This is a genomic window from Maribacter zhoushanensis, from assembly GCF_029350975.1.
GTDB classification, from domain to species: Bacteria; Bacteroidota; Bacteroidia; order Flavobacteriales; family Flavobacteriaceae; genus Maribacter; species Maribacter zhoushanensis.
Genome location: NZ_JARKMR010000002.1, coordinates 71192 through 85863, shown reverse-complemented (window position 1 = coordinate 85863; position 14672 = coordinate 71192). Strand labels below are relative to the sequence as shown.

Annotated in this window: 9 protein-coding genes; 5 read left to right on the top strand and 4 right to left on the bottom strand. The window is 35.8% G+C overall.

The genetic code is table 11. From position 1 onward, the window contains the following. Nucleotides 1-12: 12 nt before the first annotated feature. Complete coding sequence (locus PXD56_RS06820; protein ID WP_276492591.1) at nt 13-519, top strand: hypothetical protein; 507 nt, start codon at nt 13-15, stop codon at nt 517-519. Next, nucleotides 512-949, top strand: a complete 438-nt coding sequence (locus PXD56_RS06815; RefSeq protein ID WP_276492590.1) for a hypothetical protein — start codon at nt 512-514, stop codon at nt 947-949. The genes PXD56_RS06820 and PXD56_RS06815 overlap by 8 nt, the downstream gene beginning before the upstream one ends. Here PXD56_RS06815 and PXD56_RS06810 read toward each other — a convergent pair whose 3' ends face one another. Beyond that, nucleotides 950-1972 carry a WD40/YVTN/BNR-like repeat-containing protein gene (locus tag PXD56_RS06810; protein WP_276492589.1) on the bottom strand — a complete coding sequence of 341 codons (1023 nt, stop codon included), beginning with the start codon at nt 1970-1972 and terminating at the stop codon, nt 950-952. 154 nt (nt 1973-2126) lie between these two features. On the opposite strand from PXD56_RS06810, the gene PXD56_RS06805 reads away from it, so the two are divergent. After that, on the top strand, nt 2127-3341 hold the full coding sequence (locus PXD56_RS06805; protein WP_276492588.1) for an RsmB/NOP family class I SAM-dependent RNA methyltransferase: 1215 nt from the start codon (nt 2127-2129) through the stop codon (nt 3339-3341). Nucleotides 3342-3416: 75 nt separating this feature from the next. Here the strand turns inward: PXD56_RS06805 and PXD56_RS06800 are convergent, their stop codons facing one another. Then, on the bottom strand, nt 3417-5009 hold the full coding sequence (locus PXD56_RS06800; protein ID WP_276492587.1) for a zinc-binding metallopeptidase family protein: 1593 nt from the start codon (nt 5007-5009) through the stop codon (nt 3417-3419). Nucleotides 5010-5178: 169 nt separating this feature from the next. Then, on the bottom strand, nt 5179-5679 hold the full coding sequence (locus PXD56_RS06795; RefSeq protein ID WP_276492586.1) for a winged helix-turn-helix transcriptional regulator: 501 nt from the start codon (nt 5677-5679) through the stop codon (nt 5179-5181). 273 nt (nt 5680-5952) lie between these two features. On the opposite strand from PXD56_RS06795, the gene purL reads away from it, so the two are divergent. Beyond that, entirely contained in the window at nt 5953-9672 is a 3720-nt protein-coding gene (gene purL, locus PXD56_RS06790) for a phosphoribosylformylglycinamidine synthase (protein ID WP_276492585.1), read from the top strand. Nucleotides 9673-9750: 78 nt separating this feature from the next. On the opposite strand, the gene PXD56_RS06785 is transcribed toward purL, so the two are convergent. Next, nucleotides 9751-12348 carry a DUF6923 family protein gene (locus PXD56_RS06785; protein ID WP_276492584.1) on the bottom strand — a complete coding sequence of 866 codons (2598 nt, stop codon included), beginning with the start codon at nt 12346-12348 and terminating at the stop codon, nt 9751-9753. Nucleotides 12349-12602: 254 nt separating this feature from the next. On the opposite strand from PXD56_RS06785, the gene PXD56_RS06780 reads away from it, so the two are divergent. Further along, nucleotides 12603-14375 carry an AMP-dependent synthetase/ligase gene (locus tag PXD56_RS06780; RefSeq protein WP_276492583.1) on the top strand — a complete coding sequence of 591 codons (1773 nt, stop codon included), beginning with the start codon at nt 12603-12605 and terminating at the stop codon, nt 14373-14375. Nucleotides 14376-14672 lie beyond the last annotated feature (297 nt).

Here is a 14672-nt window from a genome sequence, read left to right as displayed (position 1 = left end):
CAAACTAGTATCATGAACAAAAACAAAAATAATCCGTTTAAAACTCCAGAAAGCTATTTCAATAGTTTTGAGGATAAACTAATGGACAAGTTATCTAAACCAGAAAGCACTTTCCCAAAAGATAGCGCATTCAATGTACCTGATAATTATTTTAAATCGTTCAATGAGACCTTAAAAAAGCAGTTAAATAACGAACCCAAGGTTATACCTCTTTTTTCTATAAAGAAAGTTTTTGCTGTAGCCGCATCTATTGCTGCCATAGCAGTCATTGCTTTAAATTATGATTGGAATTCTTCTAACGACTTAAGTTTTGAAGACCTTGCAAATACTGATATTGAAGCTTATTTTGAAAATAATGATTTTGGTTTATCTCCGTATGAAATTGCAGAAGTATTACCAGTAACGAATACCGAATATTCAGATTTTTTAAGCTCACCTATAGAAAGTGACAACCTTCTAGACTACTTAAACGAAAATGTGAGCGATTTTGATGAATTAAATTTTGAAGACAATGAATAAATTAATAATAATCATATGCCTTTGTGCAACCAGCTTCTCTTTTGCTCAAAAAAAGCAAGACTGGGAAAAAATAAACACTTTAAAAGTAGCTTTCATAACAGAAAAGCTTTCTTTAAACACTAAAGAAGCTCAAGATTTTTGGCCAGTTTATAATGAGTACCAAGAAAAGAGAAATGTACTACGCAGAAAAAGTCATAACCAGATAAGAGGTAAAATAAAAGATGCGGATGCTCTAACAGAGAAAGAAGCCGAAAATCTTTTGGCATTACACATTCAAATTGAAGAGGAAGAAGAAGCTCTAGACACTAGTTTTTTAAATAAAATCAGCAAAGTGATAACTGCTAAAAAAACACTTTTGTTATTACGTTCAGAAGAAGAATTTAAACGACAGCTAATGAAACAATATCGCCAGAATAAAGGCGGTAAATAACTACTTGAACGTTAATTTAGAAATGCGGTTTTTACCTGCTACATAAGCTACAGAATCATTTTTAAATCGTAGGGTATAGAAAGATTCTTTTGATAATTCTTTCCAAGTAGCACCCATATCCGAAGAATACGATATTCCCTTAAACCCTAAAGCAACTAAGCCCGTTCCGTTTGACCCTGGAACAAACTGAACGCAACTTTTATAACCCGGCTCTTTTCCGTCTGCAATTAAATCCCAAGTTTTTCCACCATCTTTAGTAATTGCTTTGTTAGCTTTAGAGTCATCTGGTTTGGTATAATCGCCACCAATTGCAAATCCTAAGTTTTCATCAAAAAAATCAATTGAATAAATACCCTCAGTTGGTTCATTATTTTTCATAGGAGTTTTAAAAACTTCCCATGATTTTCCCTTATCAGAGGAAAAAAGAATTCTACCAGATGTAGTCGCTACCCAAATGTTATCATTAAGTGTTTCAATATTTGTGTTACTAGCTGCAAATGCACCTTCACCTTCAATTCCATCCGGTAATTGCGAACAAGGCAATTTAGACCATGTTTTTCCTCCATCTGAAGTTATAATGATACTTAAACATCCGTTTACAGAATCTCCTATTGCAATTCCGTCTTTATCATTTAAAAACGTCATGGCATCATAAAATACTCCTTCTCCCTCCTCTTTATAGACCAGTTCCATTCGTCCATTTTCCCCTGTTTTATAAAGAAGTGCCGGCGACTCAATTGAAAGCATAAAAAAATCGGTGCTCGTATGCGCTACCGCCCTGAAAGCTGGTATACTTGTATGGTATTTTTCAACATTGGCACGAACTTTCCCTGTAGTTAAATCAACCGTACCAAATGTGCCATTGTTTGCAGCAAAAGCCAAACTATTACCCATCAACTCAACTGCCCTAATACTTAATGAATCTGTATATAACGTTTCAATTTCTACAGAATTGAAGGGAGATTTTGGAACACTTTTAGCACATGAAATCATCAAAACAATCAAAAGAAAGGTGTAACGCATAGTAATCTGGTATAAAGTTCATCAAAAATAAATGGAATCGCTTCTAAAACAATACCTTTGCAGCCATAAATTTTTGGAGAACAAAAGCCTATCTAATCGATAATCAATACAATGACGGCTTAAACCTTCTGACAAAGTAATAATAGCTATTCTAATGAAATTACACAGAAATTTGGTGTTTGCCGTGATAGACGCCCTAAACCTCATCTTCAACGAAAACGAATATGCCGATAAGGTAGTTCAAAAAGTATTACGATACGATAAACGGTGGGGTTCTAGAGACCGTGGTTTTATTGCCGAGACTACCTATGAAATGGTACGCTATAAGCGTTTATATACTGAAATAGCAGAGGTAAAAGCACCTTTTAGCAGACCTGATCTTTTTCGTATGTGGGCTGTTTGGGCAGTTTTAAAAGGTATTAAACTGCCAGACTGGAAACAGATCGAACCTACACCTGAGCGAAGAATAAAAGGTAAATTCGACGAACTTTCGCAAATTAGAAAGTTTAGAGAAGCTGTGCCAGATTGGATAGATGAATTATGCGAAAAAGCTTTAGGTGAAAAATTATGGACCGAAGAGCTTGCCAAACTTAATCAGCCTGCAGAAGTAATTCTACGTACCAATACTTTAAGAACTAACAAAGAAGAATTACGCAAAGCATTATTGAACGAAAATATTGTTGCCGAGCCAATTAGAGGATATGCCTCTGCCCTAAAATTGGTTGAAAGAGCAAACGTTTTTGTTACTCAAGCATTTAAAAACGGAATGTTTGAAGTACAAGATGCTTCTTCACAACTGGTTGCAGAGTTCTTAGATGTGGAACCTGGGCAACGTGTTGTTGATACTTGTGCCGGTGCCGGTGGTAAATCATTACACTTAGCGGCACTAATGGAAAACAAAGGTCAATTGATTTCTATGGATATTTACGGTAGTAAATTGAAAGAACTTAAGAGACGCGCCAGACGTAATGGAGCACACAATATTGAAGTTCGTGAAATAGATTCAACTAAAGTTTACAAGAAGCTTTATGGTAGTGCCGATAGAGTTCTTATTGATGCACCTTGTACAGGACTTGGCGTTTTAAGAAGAAACCCAGATTCTAAATGGAAAATGAAACCGGAGTTTCTTCATAAAATTGTAAAAACACAACATGAAATCATTAGAAACTATAGTAAAATAGTTAAACCAGGTGGTAAAATGGTTTATGCTACTTGTTCTATTCTACCGCAAGAAAACAGCCACCAAGTGCAGTCTTTCTTGAAGTCTGAAGAAGGAAAAGATTTTACTTTGGTAAGAGACAAAAAGATATACGCTTCTAAAAGTGGTTATGACGGCTTTTATATGGCTTTACTAGAGAAAAGCATGTAATTTATTTACTAAAAAATTAAAAGCCTTTCAATTTTAAGAATTGAAAGGCTTTTTTGATGGGTAGTATTTAATCGGCTAATCTTTTAAAGTTGGGTATTCAATACCCAATTGTTCCAAATAGGTATCATACTTTGTTTCATCATAATAATATTTTTCCAATTCTGATCTAAACTGATCTTGCTTATCCTTATTCAAATAAATTGGAGGTAAGTCGCTTTCAGAAATCATAGGTCGATACTTTGTTTCTTTTTGCTGTTCGTTATTAAAATAATCCCAAGCACCTTCCAATAAATCAGGCTTCAATAAAAAGTCTATTATGGTCATAGCCTCTACTTTTGCTCCCGCTACAACCCCTTTATGGGCAATTGGCGTTGCCATTGTTATGGCGTTACTCCAATGATGTCCCTGCAATCCTGGAATATTAGATGGGTACCTCAACGTTACCGTTGGCACCTTCCAAGAAATATCACCAATATCATCCGATCCACCACTAATGGGTTCTAAGACCGGCAATCCTAATTCAGCCAGTTCTAGTGGCAAACCTTCTATTTTTTCTGAGTTCACTTCTTTTTGCACTGCTTTTGCCAGTTGCTGATCTGCTTCAGACCAATCTGGCAAACCTACTTCCTTGATATTGGAATACATGGTTTCAGCAATTACCTTATTATAATGCCTGGGCCAAGCCGTACCTAAAACTTTCGAAGTCATTGTAGTTCCTGTCATTAATGCTGCGCCTTCAGCCATATCATTAGCCATAGCGTACATTTCCATAATCCCCTCATATTTAATATCTCTAAAATAGAACCATACTGCAGCTTTTGACGGCACTACATTAGGCTGATCACCAGCATCTGTAAATATAGAATGAGAACGCTTTAAAGGATGTAAATGCTCACGCTTATAATTCCACGCTATATTCATTAACTCTGCAGCATCTAAGGCACTTTTACCTCTCCACGGAGAGCCTGCGGAGTGGGCCGCCTCACCGTCAAAGGAGTATTCTACAGATATTAATCCCGTACCCCGTGTTGGTCCATAAGAGACACCTAAATTATTACCTACATGAGTAAAAATACACATATCAATATCATCAAAACGACCATCTCTTACATACCAAGCTTTAGCAGCAACAAGTTCCTCTGCAATACCTGGCCAGACCATTAACGTGCCGCCAATATTTTCGCGTTCCATTATTTTTTTAACCGCCAAGGCGGAAGTTATATTCATGGGAATACCAGAGTTATGACCTTCACCATGCCCCGGAGCTCCTTCAACTATTGGCTTATGATAGGCAACACCAGGATATTGAGACGCCTTAGGAATACAATCCACATCACTACCTAAAGCAATTGTTGGTCCTTCTCCATTGCTCCAGGTCGCGAACCAAGCGGTAGGAATTCCCGAAATTGAATTCTCTATTTCGAATCCGTTTTCTGCTAAAATTCCAGTTAAGTATTTAGAAGATTCCACTTCTTGAAATCCTAATTCCGAGAAGCTGAAAATCTTATCGACCATTACCTGAGCCAACTTTTTGTTGTCAACGACCAACCCTGCTACCTCGGTTTTTAACTTTTCAATTTGTTTTTTTGATTTTTTCTGCTTCGCATACGTAAAGCTTAAGGAGAATAAACAGCATGCAAATGCCAATAGCGTAGTTCTTTGTTTCATGATGGTTTTTTGAATTAGTTGCTAGAAGTTACACAAATTGATGATTACACATGCACAAACAATCAATTTTTGTCTAATTCAAAACCTAAGTAAACTATTTTAAAGTAAAATGGATTTTACATGGCGATAAAATCCATATTTGAAAACGTATAAAATTCTATAATAAACACTAAAAAAGTGGCAACTGCTGATTTTGAGGAACTTTTGGAGCTTCCTCAACTTCTGCCTCTTTTTTAATTTCAACATCTTTTTTAACTTCTAAAATTTCTGGTGCTTTAGGCACTTCTTTTATTTCTGGTTTTTCTTTTATTTCCGGAATTTTTTCGACTTCTACAACTTCGGAAATTACTACGGTCTCAACTATTTGCTTCTGTCCCCAGTCTGTTATAGCCTGAACCACCGGAAGTAGCGATTTACCTAACGGTGTCAATGTATATTCTACACGTGGCGGAATTTCACCATATAATGTACGATCCAAAATACCTGAACGTTCTAATGACTTTAATTGCTTGCTCAACATTTGACGATTGATGCTTTCTATTTCAGAAAAAAGCTTATTAAATCTGTTCGTACCTTTATTGACATGATATAGAATAATTGGTTTCCACTTACCCCCTATCATTTCCATACTATAGTCAAGTGCCTGAGTCTCATTATTTGCTTTCGCCATGCATATTACATTTTAACAACAACCAAAATCTGCTGTAAATTTTATAATTAATTAAAGTCTAACAAACATACTATTTATATGTTTATTGCAAAAATCTAATTTTCAGACTTTAAAGTGTTTCTTTATTAACACCACAAAGCCAGACAATAAAGGTATAACAAAATCTTACTTATTTCATTAACAATTACTGTTTAAAAGTGTTTCAGATTAGCGTAAATAGTTACTTGTAAAGTCTTAATTTTGTAATTCAAAATCAATACCAGACACACTACAATGATTCACTTTTTTGGGGAACCTAGCAAAAAGGTTTTTGCGGTACAGACCGCTAAGGAACTTTCATCTGAAGATATAAGTAAACTTATATGGTTGTTCGGCAACCAACCTAAAATAAATGCGGCGTCTCTTGACGCCTTTTTTGTTGGTCCTAGAGCCGCAATGATTACTCCTTGGAGTACCAATGCAACTGAGATCACTCAAAATATGGGCGTTTCTAGCATTATTAGAATTGAGGAGTTCAATGCTGTAGAAGAAAAATTTACAGGATTTGACCCCATGATTTCTCAAAAATACGGTTCGCTAAATCAAGAGGTTTTTGATGTTCATGTAGAACCTAAACCTATATTGAATATTGAAAATATAGCTGCCTTTAACCAACAAGAAGGTCTAGCACTGAATGACGAAGAAGTTGATTACTTGGAAAACCTAAGTAAAAAGCTTGGTAGAAAACTAACTGATTCTGAGGTTTTCGGGTTCAGTCAAGTAAACTCTGAACATTGTAGACACAAAATATTCAATGGCACTTTTGTTATTGATGGTGAAGAAATGCCTTCCTCGTTATTTAAACTAATAAAGAAAACTTCGCAAGAATTTCCTAACGATATTGTATCTGCCTATAAAGACAATGTTGCCTTTGTAAAAGGACCTAGAGTAATGCAATTTGCTCCAAAAACTGCCGATAAGCCAGATTTCTATCAAGAGAAAGAGTTTGCTTCAGTAATTTCTATAAAAGCGGAAACACACAATTTCCCTACAACAGTAGAGCCTTTTAATGGAGCAGCAACTGGTGCTGGTGGAGAAATAAGGGATCGTTTAGCTGGCGGTAAAGGTTCTTTACCTCTAGCCGGTACAGCTGTTTACATGACCGCTTATTCTCGTTTAGAAAAAGAAAGACCTTGGGAAAAGGGAATGCAAGAGAGAGATTGGTTATACCAAACTCCTATGGACATCCTTATAAAAGCTTCTAATGGTGCTTCTGATTTTGGAAACAAATTTGGACAACCTTTAATCTCTGGATCGGTGCTTACATTTGAATATGATGAAGCTTCTACTCCGTTCGATTCAACAGAACAAGATGCTTCAAACACCAACAATAATCGCAGACTAGGTTATGATAAAGTGATCATGCAAGCTGGTGGTATTGGTTACGGTAAAGTGGAGCAAGCCATAAAAGACAAACCTGAAACAGATAATAAAATTGTAATTCTAGGTGGTGATAATTACCGAATTGGTATGGGCGGTGCCGCTGTTTCTAGTGCAGATACCGGAGAATTTAGCTCTGCAATAGAATTAAATGCAGTACAGCGTTCTAACCCTGAAATGCAAAAAAGAGCTGCCAATGCCATACGTGGTATGGTAGAAAGTGATGAAAATACTATTGTATCTATTCATGACCATGGTGCCGGCGGACATTTAAATTGTTTATCTGAATTAGTGGAAGAAACCGGTGGAAAAATAGATTTAGACAAATTACCTGTTGGTGATCCTACCCTTTCTGCCAAAGAAATAATCGGTAACGAATCTCAAGAACGTATGGGGCTTGTTATCGGAAAGAAAGATATTGACTTGTTGCAACGTATTGCTGACCGTGAGCGTTCACCAATGTTTGAAGTGGGTGATGTTACTGGTGATGACAGATTTACATTTGAATCTAAAACCAATGGCGCCAAGCCAATGGACCTAGAATTATCTGATATGTTCGGTAGTTCTCCTAAAACGGTAATGACAGATTCTACGGTAAAACGTGATTATAAAAATGCAGAGTATTCATTAGAATTTTTCCATGATTATTTGGACGCCGTTCTTCAGCTAGAAGCCGTTGCCAGTAAAGATTGGCTTACAAATAAAGTTGACCGCTGTGTTGGTGGTCGTGTGGCAAAACAACAATGTGTTGGATCATTACAATTGCCGTTGAACAACTGTGGTGTAATGGCCTTAGATTTTAAAGGTAAAGAAGGTATTGCTACAAGTATTGGGCACTCCCCTATTTCTGCATTAATAGACCCTGCTGCAGGTAGTAAAAATAGTATTGCAGAATCGTTGACCAATTTGATTTGGGCACCGCTAAAAGATGGCTTGGCTTCCGTATCACTTTCTGCCAACTGGATGTGGCCTTGTAAAAACGAAGGTGAAGATGCGCGTTTATACAAAGCCGTACAGGCGGTTTCTGATTTTGCTATTGATTTAGGAATCAATGTCCCTACAGGAAAGGATTCACTTTCCATGAAACAAAAATATAAAGATGGTGATGTGATCTCTCCAGGTACCGTAGTAATTTCCGCTGCTGGTAACTGTAGCGATATCACCAAGGTAGTTGAGCCAGTTTTACAAAAAAATGCGGACGCAATCTACTACATCAACTTATCTAAAGACAACTTTAAATTAGGTGGATCTTCTTTTGCCCAAACTAGGAATAGTATTGGTAATGAAACTCCTACTATTACTGACTCAGCTTACTTTAAAACTGTTTTTAACACCATTCAATCTTTAATTAAAGAAGATAAAATTGTTGCCGGACATGATGTTGCTTCTGGCGGATTGATTACTACGCTGTTAGAATTATGTTTTGCAGATACTGAATTAGGAGCAAATCTTGACCTTACAAGTTTAGGTGAAGCCGATACCATTAAGCTATTGTTCTCTGAAAATGCCGGTATTGTTTTTCAAGCCAGTGATGATAGTATTGAAGCTATATTGAAGTTTAAGAACATTGATGCCAAGAAAATAGGAACAGTTACTAAAGAAGCTACACTTACCGTTAAAAATAATGGTATGGAAATGGGGCTGAATATTGATACCTTACGTGATACTTGGTTTAAAACTTCTTATTTACTGGACAATCAGCAAACTGCAAATGATTTAGCAAAAGATAGATTTGACAACTATAAGATTCAACCTTTACAATATCAATTTCCAAGTACAACACCAATAACTCTGGCAAACCGCTCCAAAACTTCAAGCAACGGAAGACCAAAAGCAGCTATTCTACGTGAAAAAGGTAGTAACTCTGAACGTGAAATGGCTAATGCGATGTATTTAGCAGGGTTTGATGTAAAAGACGTTCACATGACCGATTTAATCTCCGGTCGAGAAAATCTTGAAGATATTCAATTTTTAGGGGCTGTTGGCGGCTTCTCCAATTCAGATGTACTCGGTAGCGCAAAAGGATGGGCAGGAGCTATTAAATACAATGAAAAGGCTAATACAGTCATTAAAAACTTCTTTGCCAGACCAGACACCTTATCAATAGGTATTTGTAACGGATGCCAATTGTTCATGGAGTTAGATTTAATTAACCCTGAACACGAAACTCACGGCAAAATGACCTACAATGAATCTCATAAGCATGAGAGTAATTTTACCTCCGTAGAAATTCAGAAAAACAACTCTGTTATGCTTTCTTCTTTAGAGGGTAGTAAACTTGGTGTATGGATTTCTCACGGTGAAGGCAAATTTGCTTTACCGCTATCAGAAGACAACTATGATATTGTAGCCAAGTACGGTTATGAAGGTTACCCGGCAAACCCAAATGGTAGTGATTTCAACACTGCTATGCTTTGTGATAAAACCGGTAGACACCTAGTGACCATGCCACATATTGAGCGTTCTATTTTTCCATGGAACTGGGCACATTACCCAACGGATAGAAATGACGAAGTATCACCTTGGCTAGAAGCTTTCAAAAACGCTAAAGCCTGGGTAGACAATCAGAAATAATACTTTTAATTCATAAAAAAGCAAAAGCTGTGCACTCCCATGTCTGGGGTACACAGCTTTTTTTACAACCAAAACGTATTATCTAACTAAAAGCCTTCCGCTCCATATTTTCTCATTGGAGTTTTGCAACTTATAGAGGTATAACCCTGGGGCTAAATCTTTTCTTTCTACAACTATTTCATTCTGTCCGGCTACACTCTCACCTTCCATGTGATGATTTCCTAGAAGTTTACCGCTCAAAGAATAAATATCTAACTGATAAGTATCTGCGTTCTCTTCATAGAAATATAAGCTGGCGCTCTCCATCATAGGATTCGGGTAAACTACTGACTTATTTAAGTCTGAGTCTACGAATTCTTGACCTGGCTCACGATTATGAAAATCTATATTTTGTAGCTCCATTGATTTCTCTTCTGCATAACCGTTCTCTGCCACAAGATTGAACGATAATACTTTTATATCTGAAAAATCTGTTCCTGCATCCGAATCATTTTTAAAATCGGTCTCAGATAATGTATACATATCCATTTCATTATCTAAGCTTACAGTCGTTTTATAGATAGAACCATCACCTCTAATTAACTGCACGTCTAAACTACCCGTACCTTTTGCCTCGAAACTTACTTTGCTGTAATCACTTAAATCTACAGCCGTAAATCTTGGGCTCAAAGCACGGTATGCGCCTAAATAAGTACTAGTAGAACCTTCTAATTTTATATTTCTTTCTATTGGGTAACCTTCACCAACGTATGGTCCATCCGCAGGTAAAACCTCATAACTTGTCATTTTAGTTTGCTCTCCAGAATCATCTAATCCCCAAGGCGCATCTGCTACGAACAAGTCATCTGGTGTAGTACCTAGTCCTGCGCTTATCCTAAAGCCCAAATCAAACAATGTTCCTGTTTTTAAAGCAACGGAATCTAAATACCCGTCTATATCGGCAGAAACTCCTAATACTTCGGTATCACTAGTTTCGGTAAGTTTTAAACCACCTTCTAGATTAATACTTTCAGAATTATTGTTATTTACGATATTTAATAGCACTTCACCATTTTTATAACTTGCAGACTTCACAAACACCGGTGGCGGAGTTGAACCGTTATATTTGGTAATATCAGCATTAACTTCTAATAGATTTAAAATTTCATCTGCCAACAATAACAAATCATCTACCGAGTTTGACCAGATTTGAAAATTATAATATGAAGTTTCACTTGCATAAGCATCAATATTCCAATGCGATTCAATAGTAAAATTATCATCTGCATTTACTCTAGCTGAAAAAGTCAAAGCAAACTCAAGACTTCCGTCTGGCTGTTTTATGATAGACTTGATAAAATCTTTTTCTCTTAACTGTATATTGGTAACGGACAGCAACTCTGCACCAAGAAAACGATCACAAATGAACTTACTATGTTCGTAAACTTTGTTTTCTGTCTTAATAACCATTAACGATCCTAAGTTATCAGACCCGTTCAAATAATCTACCGAATAAATGTCAGATGCATTTGTCAAGTCTAACAAATCACTTGGAGATGATTCTATTGTACTGGTTTCTCCAACAACGCCTAGTGGTACTAAGCTATTTAAAGGAATCTCTTTTACATCTGTTTTAGAACTTAATCCGTAATAGGTGTTTTTAACTAGTTTTTTTGCATTCAACTTATCAAATACGTAATTGGTCTTAGCTCTATTAAAATTTCTTTTACTTATTAAATTAGCCAACCTGTCATTACTTTCCAATCCGCCTTTATTGGCACTAGAGGTTGTAACGATTACGGGACATGCAGCAACACCTGAACAAGATGGATCATCACAATCTACCAATCCGTCGCCATCGTCGTCTACTCCATTTAAACAATCTTCTTGTGGTACAGGAGCTGTTGGACAACGTGCACCATCATTACTTGATGCCGCAGGACCAAATGCGAATATGTTAGATTTCATATTTCCGCTTACTACATCCTGTACTTGTTCAATTTTATAGACGGAACCTGTTTGGTTGGCAGAAATATAGAAGTTGCCATCTACATCAAAATAGACCGCTCCAAAAGTATATCGTAAACCCTCTAAAATAGGAACTTCACCTAAATTGTAGACTTTACCTGTCTCAGGATCAATTTTATATAATTTTCTACTTCCGCCCTCTACCGTATACAACATACCATCGGCAGCGTTAAAAGCCCAGTCCGCAATACTAAGACTTTGACTAAGTTCAAAAGCACCTATATACTCTAAATAAGTTGGTGAAGCTGGATTAATATCTACCTTATAATATGATGAACCACCAGCTTTAAAATAATAAACACCGTCAGGAGATATGTCTCCAACATATTTATTTCCCGTTGGTAATTCAGGTATTGTATATTGGTCTACACTATAGTCTTTACCTATTCTAACAATAGTACTCGATGGTGTGGATAAGTATCCCCATAAATAACCATCTGCAGGATTATAACCCACGCCATTAACGTTACCCGGAGTTATATCTTCAGCAACCAAATAAGAACTGCCCGAAGCTAGATCCAAGGCATAGATATCGTTGTACTGAAATAAATATGCATTAAAGTCACAATTAAAAGGTTCTGATTGCGCACTAACTTTCCAAGAGGTTAATGTGAGCGAAATAACTGTAATTAGATAAAGTAAAGATTTAGTAAAGTAATTTTTTTCCATATTTTCTACAATTTGGGATAAAATATTTTTCTCAAAAATAATAGATATAATTACAGAATTTTCCTACATTTATTTGAGATGTATAGATAACACGCTCAATTACAATTTATTGTAGGTAAATGGTAAAATTCGATGGACTACACTCTAAAAGTCTATAATTAAGAATATTGTAATGAGATGCTATTTTATTTAACAATACAATTTTAAAATATCGAGTTCTTTCACTATTTTGCAATTCTTATTAGAATTTAAGTATGCATAAAGTAACACGTCTTTTTGATTTTCCATATTACCAACTTGAAAAGCACTCTTTAAAAGAGTCATTGGTTTCGAAGACAAATGGAGAGTGGATAAAAACATCTACTCAAGAATATATAGATAAAGCAAACGCTATTAGTCGCGGGCTTTTACGCCTGGGTGTAAAACCTAATGACAAGATTGCCGTAATATCCCTCACCAATAGAACTGAGTGGAATATTATGGATATTGGCATTCTTCAACTTGGTGCTCAAAATGTTCCTATTTACCCTACTATTTCTGAAGATGATTATGCTTATGTATTAAATCATTCTGAAGCAAAATTCTGTTTTGTTTCTTGTAATGAAGTACATGAAAAAGTAACCGCAATTAAAGATCAAGTCAAAAGTTTAGAAAATGTCTTTTCATTTGATGAACTTTCTAATTGCGATAATTGGGAAAAGGTCATTGAATTAGGTACAGATACATCTAACCAAGATGAAGTAGAAAAACTAATGAATGCAGTTACACCTAATGATTTGGCCACATTAATTTATACTTCTGGTACAACCGGCAGACCTAAAGGTGTTATGCTATCTCACAATAATTTGGTAACCAATGCTATTGAAAGCTCTAAACGCTTTCCTATAGACGATGGTAAAACAAAGGCATTAAGTTTCTTACCACTTTGCCATGTGTATGAGCGTATGCTAATATATCTATACCAATATAGAGGTGTATCTATTTACTATGCAGAATCATTAGATAAAATTAGTGACAACCTTAAAGAAACCAGTCCGCATGTAATGACAGCGGTACCAAGACTTTTAGAAAAGGTATATGATAAAATTTATGCCAAAGGAACAGAACTTACCGGTATTAAAAAGAAACTTTTCTTTTGGGCAGTTGATCTTGGACTTAAATATGAACCATACGGACAAAACGGATGGTGGTACGAAAAAAAATTATCTATTGCTAGAAAATTAATTTTCAGCAAATGGAAAGAGGGTTTAGGTGGTAACCTAGGATTAATAGCATCTGGTAGCGCAGCTTTACAACCGCGTTTATCTCGAATTTTCAATGCAGCCGAATTCGGACTTATGGAAGGTTACGGATTGTCTGAAACTTCACCTGTTATTTCAGTAAACGATATGCGTGAAGGTGGTTTTAAAATTGGAACAGTAGGTAAACCTATTGGACAAACCGAAGTTAAGATTGCGTCTGACGGTGAAATATGTATTAAAGGTCCACAAGTAATGTTGGGCTATTATAAAGATGAAGAAAAAACTAAAGAGGTAATCGTAGATGGTTATTTCTTAACAGGAGATATAGGTGAACTAGATAGCGAAGGTTTCTTAAAAATTACCGATCGTAAAAAAGAAATGTTCAAAACCTCGGGCGGTAAATATGTAGCACCCCAGCTTTTAGAAAATCGTTTTAAGCAATCAAGGTTTATAGAACAGATTATGGTTGTTGGTGAAGGTGAAAAAATGCCTGCTGCATTGATTCAGCCAGATTTTGAATTCTTAAAAGATTGGGCTGCTTTACACAATATCAGTGTTACTGACAATGCTAACTTAATAACGAACGAAAAAGTTCTGGAACGATACCAACAAGAGATTAACGAAGCAAATGAAAAATTTGCGAAATGGGAGAAAGTAAAACAATTTAGACTTACCCCTGATATTTGGAGTATGGAAGGCGGACACCTTACCCCTACTATGAAATTGAAAAGGAAGATTATTAAAGAGAAATACATGACTCTTTATAATGATATTTATGAGCATTAAGAGTTTATAAAACAATATACTTTTAATTTATACCACCCAACTAAGGCTCAGAAATGATATTTAGTTGGGTGTTATTGATTTTAGCAATAGGTAATTACTAGTTCAAATAAAATGCAAACTATTCTTAAGTATTTTTTAAACCTATCTGCTTAAGAAAGAAACTTGTAAAAAATAGAACCAACCTAAAAACAAAACTTAAAAGGTAACACCCAAATTACTTTAGCGACACCCGATTATCTAAAATTTAAACTAATTTATTATGCATGCATAATAAATTTTCTTATATTTGGGAACCAA

Bases quoted from the DNA above. Each gene is read 5' to 3' on its own strand.
- PXD56_RS06805 (WP_276492588.1), top strand. From the start codon at position 2,127: ATGAAATTACACAGAAATTTGGTGTTTGCCGTGATAGACGCCCTAAAC.
- PXD56_RS06800 (WP_276492587.1), bottom strand. From the start codon at position 5,009: ATGAAACAAAGAACTACGCTATTGGCATTTGCATGCTGTTTATTCTCC.
- PXD56_RS06785 (WP_276492584.1), bottom strand. From the start codon at position 12,348: ATGGAAAAAAATTACTTTACTAAATCTTTACTTTATCTAATTACAGTT.
- PXD56_RS06810 (WP_276492589.1), bottom strand. From the start codon at position 1,972: ATGCGTTACACCTTTCTTTTGATTGTTTTGATGATTTCATGTGCTAAA.
- PXD56_RS06815 (WP_276492590.1), top strand. From the start codon at position 512: ATGAATAAATTAATAATAATCATATGCCTTTGTGCAACCAGCTTCTCT.
- PXD56_RS06795 (WP_276492586.1), bottom strand. From the start codon at position 5,679: ATGGCGAAAGCAAATAATGAGACTCAGGCACTTGACTATAGTATGGAA.
- PXD56_RS06820 (WP_276492591.1), top strand. From the start codon at position 13: ATGAACAAAAACAAAAATAATCCGTTTAAAACTCCAGAAAGCTATTTC.
- purL (WP_276492585.1), top strand. From the start codon at position 5,953: ATGATTCACTTTTTTGGGGAACCTAGCAAAAAGGTTTTTGCGGTACAG.
- PXD56_RS06780 (WP_276492583.1), top strand. From the start codon at position 12,603: ATGCATAAAGTAACACGTCTTTTTGATTTTCCATATTACCAACTTGAA.